Raw genomic sequence first — 6,426 nt, 5'->3', positions numbered from 1 at the left:
GGGCGGGCGCCGGGCACCGGCGCCGGGCACGGGATGGCGGCACCGGCACGGAAGCGGCCGTCGGCGGCGACGTGGACCCTGCTCGCGCTGGCGCTCACGGTGCTGGTGGCGGTGGTCGTGGTGACCCTTGTTATCACGCTGGGTTCCGACGGGGACGACGGCGGCCCGGGCGACGACACCACCCCGCTCGGGGACAACTGGTCGGCCACCGATGGGCGTTGACCCGGCGGAGATGGGTGAGAAGGCATGATGGTCGCGGTACACACGCCTGCCCCCCGCGGGCGTGGGCGACACACGCACACGGTCGGCGCACCGGGCGTGGGAAGAACCGAGTGAAGGACGGCACCAGGCAATGAGCGCACCCCGACTGCTCTCAAACCGCTACGAACTGGGTGACACACTCGGCTACGGCGGAATGTCCGAGGTTCACAACGGACACGACATCCGGCTCGGCCGGGAAGTCGCCGTGAAGATCCTCCGTGCGGACCTCGCCCGCGACCCGCAGTTCCAGGAGCGCTTCCGACGGGAGGCGCAGAACGCGGCGGCGCTGAACCACCCCGCGATCGTCGCCGTCTACGACACCGGTGAGGCCGACACCGAGTACGGCCCGCTGCCCTACATCGTCATGGAGTACGTCGAGGGCAGGACGCTGCGCGACATCGTCAAGACCGAGGGGCCGCTCTCCGAGAAGCGGGCCATGGAGGTCATGGCCGACGTGTGCGCGGCGCTCGACTTCTCCCACCGGCACGGCATCGTCCACCGCGACGTCAAGCCCGCCAACGTGATGATCACGCGCAACGGCGCGGTCAAGGTCATGGACTTCGGCATCGCCCGCGCCGTGCACGACGGGCAGGCGGCGATGACCCAGACCGCGGCCGTGATCGGGACGGCCCAGTACCTCTCGCCCGAGCAGGCCCGCGGCGAGACGGTCGACGCCCGCAGCGACGTGTACTCGGCGGGCTGCGTGCTCTACGAACTGGTCACCGGCGACCCGCCGTTCACCGGCGACTCCCCCGTCGCCGTGGCCTACCAGCACGTGCGGGAACAGCCGGCACCGCCGTCGTCGGTGAACCCGGGGCTCTCGCCCGAACTGGACGCCGTCGTGCTCACCGCGCTGACCAAGGGCACGGACAACCGGTACCAGTCGGCCGCGGAGATGCGTTCCGACCTGGTGCGCACGCTGTCCGGACAGCGCCCCGCCGCGCCGATGGTGCTGTCCGAGGAGGAGGGCACGAACGTCCTCGGCGACTCGGAGCAGGACCGGTTCGACGCCTACGGTGCCCACGCCTTCCCCGACGAGGACCCGGACGAACTCGCCCGGAAACGCCGGAACAAGCGGATCGCCGGGATCGTGCTGACCGTGGCGGGCCTCGGCCTCATCGCGCTGCTGAGTTTCTTCCTCGTCGAGCAGAGCGAGGCGGACACCCGGGCCGTGCCGGACGTGGCGGGCAAGACCACGCAGGCGGCGCACAAGTTGCTGCGCGACGAGGGCTTCGAGGAGATCACCGAGTCGACACGGCCCTGCGTGGCGAACCCGTCGAGCGAGGCGGAGTGCGGCCCGGAGTCCTACAACAAGGTGATCGAGACCGACCCGCCCGCCCGTGAGCGGATCGCCCTCACCGAAACGATCACGCTCGTCGTCGGGAAGCCACCGCAGCAGGTGCAGGTGCCCAATCTCGTCGACCTCACCCGTTCCGACGCCGAGAAGCAGCTGAACGAGGCCGGACTGACGCTCGACCCGAACGTCGAGGAGACGGAGGTCGACGACCCGGAGAAGCAGGGCAAGGTGGTCGAACAGAGCCCCGCGGGGGGTGCGCAGCTGCGCCAGGGTGGCCAGGTGAGCATCGTCCTCGGCGTCGAGCCCGACGAAGTCGAGGTGCCCAACATGACGGGCAGCAGCTTCGAGGAGGCCAAGGCGCGACTGACCGAACTCGACCTCACGGTGAACCGCAGTGACGTCGACCACGAGGAGCCGGAGGGGACCGTGGTCGGGCAGGAGCCGAACGGCGGCCGGGTCACCAAGGGCAGCGAGGTCGAGCTGCGGGTGTCCAACGGCTCGCAGGCCCGGATCGAGATCCCGGACCTGCAGGGCATGACCGAGGAGGAGGCCGTGGCCGCGTTGCAGGAGGCCGGCTGGACCGGCTCCCACTCGGTACGGCGGGAGCGGGTGTCCGACTCCGATTACGTCGGGCTGGTGACCAACTCGAACCCGTCCCCGGGCAGCTCCGTGCCGAAGGACCAGTCGATCGTGTTGTTCATCGGGGCCGACGACGACGGGTCCACCGAGACGTCGGAGCCGGGGAACGGCTGGCTCCCGGGGCAGGGCGGCGACGACAACTGAGCCGGGGCCCGGACGGCGACACCCGAACCGGGCCCGGGTGACCGCCTGAGGGCGCACCCCGGCCCGCCCGGTGCGGGCTCAGGCGGTCGCGCCCGCGGCGCGCTGCAACTCCCGCGTCGCCTGCTCCAGATCGCCGACCAGGGTGTCGGGGACCGGGTGCCCCGCCGAGGACATCCAGTTGGCCAGCATCCGGTGGCCGCTCTCGGTCAGCACGGACTCGGGGTGGAACTGCACCCCCTCGACGGGCAGCTCGCGGTGCCGCATCGCCATGACGATCCCGGAGTCGGTGCGGCCGGTGACCTCGAACCCGGCGGGGACGGTGTCCGCCAGCACGGTGAGCGAGTGGTAGCGGGTGGCCGTGAACGGGTCGGGAAGCCCGGCCAGCACCCCGGCGCCGTCGTGGGTGACCCGGCTGGTCTTGCCGTGCAGCAGCTCGTGCGCCCGGTCGACGGTCGCCCCCCAGGCGACCCCGATCGCCTGGTGGCCGAGGCACACGCCCAGCACCGGCACCCCGTCGGCCGCGCACCGGCGGGCGGTGTCGATGCTGCGGCCCGCGCGCTCCGGGGTCGACGGGCCGGGTGAGATCAGCACCCCGTCGAACTCGGCGATCCGGTCGAGGTCGACGACGTCGTTGCGCCACACCGTGCACTCGGCGCCCAGCTGGGCGAGGTACTGCACCAGGTTGTAGACGAAGCTGTCGTAGTTGTCGACGACGAGAACGCGCATGTCGCACAGCCTACGGCAACGCCGCGGCGCACCCGCTCACTCGTCGACGGCGACCTCGTTGAACGGCAGCATCGGCTCCGCCCACGGGAACACCACGAACATCAGCAGGGCGACGACGCCGAGCGTCAACGCGGTCGCGAGCCCGATCCGCACCGGGAGCGGCCCCGGCAGGTGCCGCCAGATCCACGCGTACATCAGATCTCCCCGATCTCGGCCAGCAGTTCCTCGTAGCCCGCGCCCGGCCGCTTCTCGTACCGGTGGGTGAGCTCCGAGTGGATGATCATGCGTTCCCGGTCGGAGAACTGCGGGTGGCAGGTGGTGAGGGTCAACAGCGCCGCCCGCGCCTCCTCCGGCACCGCACCGGCGGGCCGGTAGGGCACCGGGGCGACGGCGTCCCCGCGGCTGGGTAGCACGATCCGGCGGCCGACCGTGTCGGCATACTCCTCGTGGTGGCGCTCCGGGGGCGCCACCTCCGCGCACCGCGGGTCGCTCCCCCGGCCGGAGGCCCAGCCGGCGACCTCGTCGCGCATCGGCAGCACACGGTAGACGAAGAAGTGCTCCGCCGTCTCGATCACCACCGGGTCGCAGGACTCCAGCTGGTCGAGGTCGTTGAACGGGGCGCCCTTGCCGACCCGGTGACCGGCGACGGCGAAGTTGCCGGGTTGTCCCGGCGACGCGGAGTCCCGGTAGTGGCCCGGGCCGATCTCCAGCGTCGCGTCGTCGACCCCCTCCTGCACGGTGAACGACCAGTCCGCGCCGAAGGACGGGATGTAGAGGCGCGCGAACGCCGCCCCTCCGTCCGCGCCGGCGTCGACCTCCCGCTCGGGGCCCTCGGACCAGCGCCGGTCGAGTTGGGCGTCGGCCTCCCGCTGGAGCTGTGCCGACATCAGGTTGGTCACGTACAGCTCGTAGACCACGAACAGCAGCACGACGAGCCCGAGCGTGATCAGCACTTCGCCGAACGTGCGCACCGCCACCCGGCCGGGGCCGTCGCCCGATCCCCCCGGCGACGTCCGGGGCGGGGACGTCCCCGGCGGCTCGTCCGGCGGATCATCAGCCGGCTCGTCCGGCGATTCGTCCGGGAACGCGTCCTCCCGGTCCGGCCACCGTGCGGCCGGGTGCCCGTACAGGACCTCGGTCGGCCGGTCGTCCACCCCGGCGGCGTCCCTCCCGGCGACGTCCGTCGCGCCGTTGCCCGGTCCGGCGCCGTTGCCCGGTCCGGGCGGCGTCACACCGGACAGCTCACCGTGCACCGGGAGAAGCACGTCCCGCGTGGTCGGCTCCTCGTACCGCGACACAACCGAGCTCCCTTCGGGCGCCTGTGACGTGCCCGTCGTCACAGAGGACTGGGGTGGCGCGCGCTCCCAGGTTCTGGCACCTGCCCGATTACGTTAACGTGTCGGGTGGGAGGTGGTTGCATCGGCAACCGCACCGCCTCCCGGACATGCCCGAGAAGCACGCGAGGACTCCGATGCCCAAGTCCAAGGTCCGCAAGAAGACGGCATACACCCCGCCGCCGAGCCGCACACCGGTCAAGGTGCGCGCGGCGGGGCCTTCGCACCCGCTCTACAAGGCCGTCATGTTCGGGCTGATGCTGCTCGGCCTCGTATGGCTGGTCGTCAACTATCTGGCCGGCGACAAGCTCGACTTCATGATGGAGCTCGGCAACTGGAACTTCGCCATCGGCTTCGCCCTGATGATCACGGGGCTGCTGATGACGATGCGATGGCGCTGACGGCCCGCCGCGGCGGGCGGACGCCGACCCCGGCCCGGCCGGGAACTACACCGGTGTGACTCATCCCCACTGTGGACAACCCTGTGGACAACTCGGTACACACCTGGGGGCCACGACCCGCCCTCGTGGCGGCGGGGTGGGTGCTCACCGGGGTCGCCGCGGCCACGCTGGCCGCCACCGCCCACGGCGGGGACCGGCCGGGCACGCTGCTCCTCGCGCTGGTCACGGCGGGGCTGCTGGCCTTCTCCGCCTACGGGACGGTGGTGCGCCCGCGCCTGTCCGCGGACGCGGACGGGATCCGGCTGCGGACTCTGCGCGGAACCCGCAGGCTGGACTGGTCGCAGGTCCGGGTGGACGTGCGCACCCTCCCCCGCCTCGGCAGACGGGTGCCGGTACTCGAACTAAACGTCCTCGCCGACCACGGAGACCCCGACGAGGACCGGCCGACCGCACTCGGCTGGATCGAGCTGGGCGAGGACCCGCGCGAGGTGTACGACGTCCTCGAACGGACGCGCCCTCGGCCGTCCGGGTGATGCCGGTCGCCCGGCACCCGGTCCGGCTCAGCACACCCCCGGCACGAGCGAGCACAGCTGGGCACTGCGGTAGAAGTACATGCCCAGCAGCCCCGCCACGAGCACCGCGACCGCACCCGCCTGGTACGCGGTGCGGTTGCGCTCGGGCGCGTAGACCATCGCCACCATCACCAGCGCCCCGGCGATCAGTCCCCCGAGGTGGCCGAGCAGGGAGATGCCCGGGATGGTCACACTCAGCACGAGGTTGAGCACGATGATGCCGATGGCCATCGTCGGATTCAGCTTCAACCGCAGCACGGCGACCAGGAGTGCCCCGAGCAGTCCGTAGATCGCGCCGGAGGCCCCCGCCGTCGCGGTGTTGAAGTCGCCGAACGCGTACACCGCGACCGAACCCGCGAGCATCGCGACGAAGTACAGCGTCAGGAAGCGGACCTTCCCGAGCAGCAGTTCGACGTCCCGGCCGAGGAACCACAGGACGAGCATGTTCATCCCGAGGTGCACGAGGCCGTAGTGCAGGAAGCCGCTGGTGAACAGCCGCCACCACTCGCCCTCGTACGCCACCGCGAGGGTCTGCATCGTCCCGTCGGCGAAGAACCGGGAGAGGTGGTTCTGCAGCGGGTCACTGGCGAGCAGCGCCGTGAGTACGAAGATCGCCGCGTTGAGCCCGATGAGGACCGGGGTCACCAGCGCGCGGTCGGCCACCCGTGCCCCGGCGACGGTGCGGGCGCCGTACCCGGCGCGGCGGTACGCCGCAGCCTGGGTGCGCTGCTGTTTCCGCGCCGCGTTCACACAGTCGACACACTGGTAGCCGACCGACGCCTCGCGGAGACACTCCGGGCACGCCGGCCGCTCGCACCGCACACACCGCAGGCCGGTCTGCCGATTCGGGTGCCACCAGCAACCGGGCAGCGCCTCCTGTCTCGGCGGCTGTCCGTGCGGCGGCGGGGAAGGGGGCTGGGTCACAGTGCTCTCGCCACGCTCTCGCCACTCCTGCGCTCACGGCCGCTGTCGTCCGCCGCCGGTTCGCCGGCGGCGGCGCGGGCCCGGGTCCAACCTACCCGGTGCGGTGGCGGGCGTGCCCCGACCTGCCG

General features: G+C 71.8%; 8 protein-coding genes. 4 read left to right on the top strand and 4 right to left on the bottom strand.

The genetic code is table 11. The features are described from left to right. Nucleotides 1–222 (top strand): hypothetical protein (locus tag SACPADRAFT_RS0214855; protein WP_007025968.1); only part of this gene is annotated, 222 nt, incomplete at its 5' end. 130 nt (nt 223–352) lie between these two features. Continuing rightward, nucleotides 353–2,341: a Stk1 family PASTA domain-containing Ser/Thr kinase gene (gene pknB / locus SACPADRAFT_RS0214850; protein ID WP_007025969.1), complete on the top strand. Its 1,989-nt coding sequence runs from the start codon at nt 353–355 to the stop codon at nt 2,339–2,341. 78 nt (nt 2,342–2,419) lie between these two features. On the opposite strand, the gene SACPADRAFT_RS0214845 is transcribed toward pknB, so the two are convergent. Genes SACPADRAFT_RS0214845 through SACPADRAFT_RS27895 form a run of 3 tightly spaced genes read right to left on the bottom strand, consistent with a single transcriptional unit; the run spans nt 2,420 to nt 4,365 of the window. Continuing rightward, nucleotides 2,420–3,067, bottom strand: a complete 648-nt coding sequence (locus SACPADRAFT_RS0214845; RefSeq protein WP_007025970.1) for an aminodeoxychorismate/anthranilate synthase component II — start codon at nt 3,065–3,067, stop codon at nt 2,420–2,422. Between the two features lie 36 nt (nt 3,068–3,103). Continuing rightward, entirely contained in the window at nt 3,104–3,262 is a 159-nt protein-coding gene (locus SACPADRAFT_RS32970) for a hypothetical protein (protein ID WP_007025971.1), read from the bottom strand. Beyond that, nucleotides 3,262–4,365: a class E sortase gene (locus SACPADRAFT_RS27895; RefSeq protein WP_007025972.1), complete on the bottom strand. Its 1,104-nt coding sequence runs from the start codon at nt 4,363–4,365 to the stop codon at nt 3,262–3,264. Before SACPADRAFT_RS27895 ends, SACPADRAFT_RS32970 begins: the two co-directional genes overlap by 1 nt. Nucleotides 4,366–4,538: 173 nt before the next feature. Here SACPADRAFT_RS27895 and crgA point away from each other — a divergent pair, with 173 nt between their 5' ends. Together crgA and SACPADRAFT_RS0214825 are read left to right on the top strand one after the other, a co-directional pair. Beyond that, nucleotides 4,539–4,802, top strand: coding sequence for a cell division protein CrgA (crgA, locus tag SACPADRAFT_RS0214830; RefSeq protein ID WP_007025973.1), 264 nt, complete (start codon nt 4,539–4,541; stop codon nt 4,800–4,802). A gap of 71 nt (nt 4,803–4,873) precedes the next feature. Beyond that, a complete protein-coding gene (locus tag SACPADRAFT_RS0214825; RefSeq protein ID WP_233357189.1) occupies nt 4,874–5,335 on the top strand; it encodes a PH domain-containing protein in 462 nt (153 codons plus the stop codon). A gap of 27 nt (nt 5,336–5,362) precedes the next feature. Here the strand turns inward: SACPADRAFT_RS0214825 and SACPADRAFT_RS0214820 are convergent, their stop codons facing one another. After that, nucleotides 5,363–6,298: a rhomboid family intramembrane serine protease gene (locus tag SACPADRAFT_RS0214820; protein WP_007025975.1), complete on the bottom strand. Its 936-nt coding sequence runs from the start codon at nt 6,296–6,298 to the stop codon at nt 5,363–5,365. Nucleotides 6,299–6,426: the final 128 nt, after the last annotated feature.

It is taken from the genome of Saccharomonospora iraqiensis subsp. paurometabolica YIM 90007, from assembly GCF_000231035.2.
GTDB lineage: Bacteria > Actinomycetota > Actinomycetes > Mycobacteriales > Pseudonocardiaceae > Saccharomonospora > Saccharomonospora paurometabolica.
The sequence above is the reverse complement of the archived record's forward strand: the minus strand, read 5'-3'. Positions and strand labels throughout refer to the sequence as shown.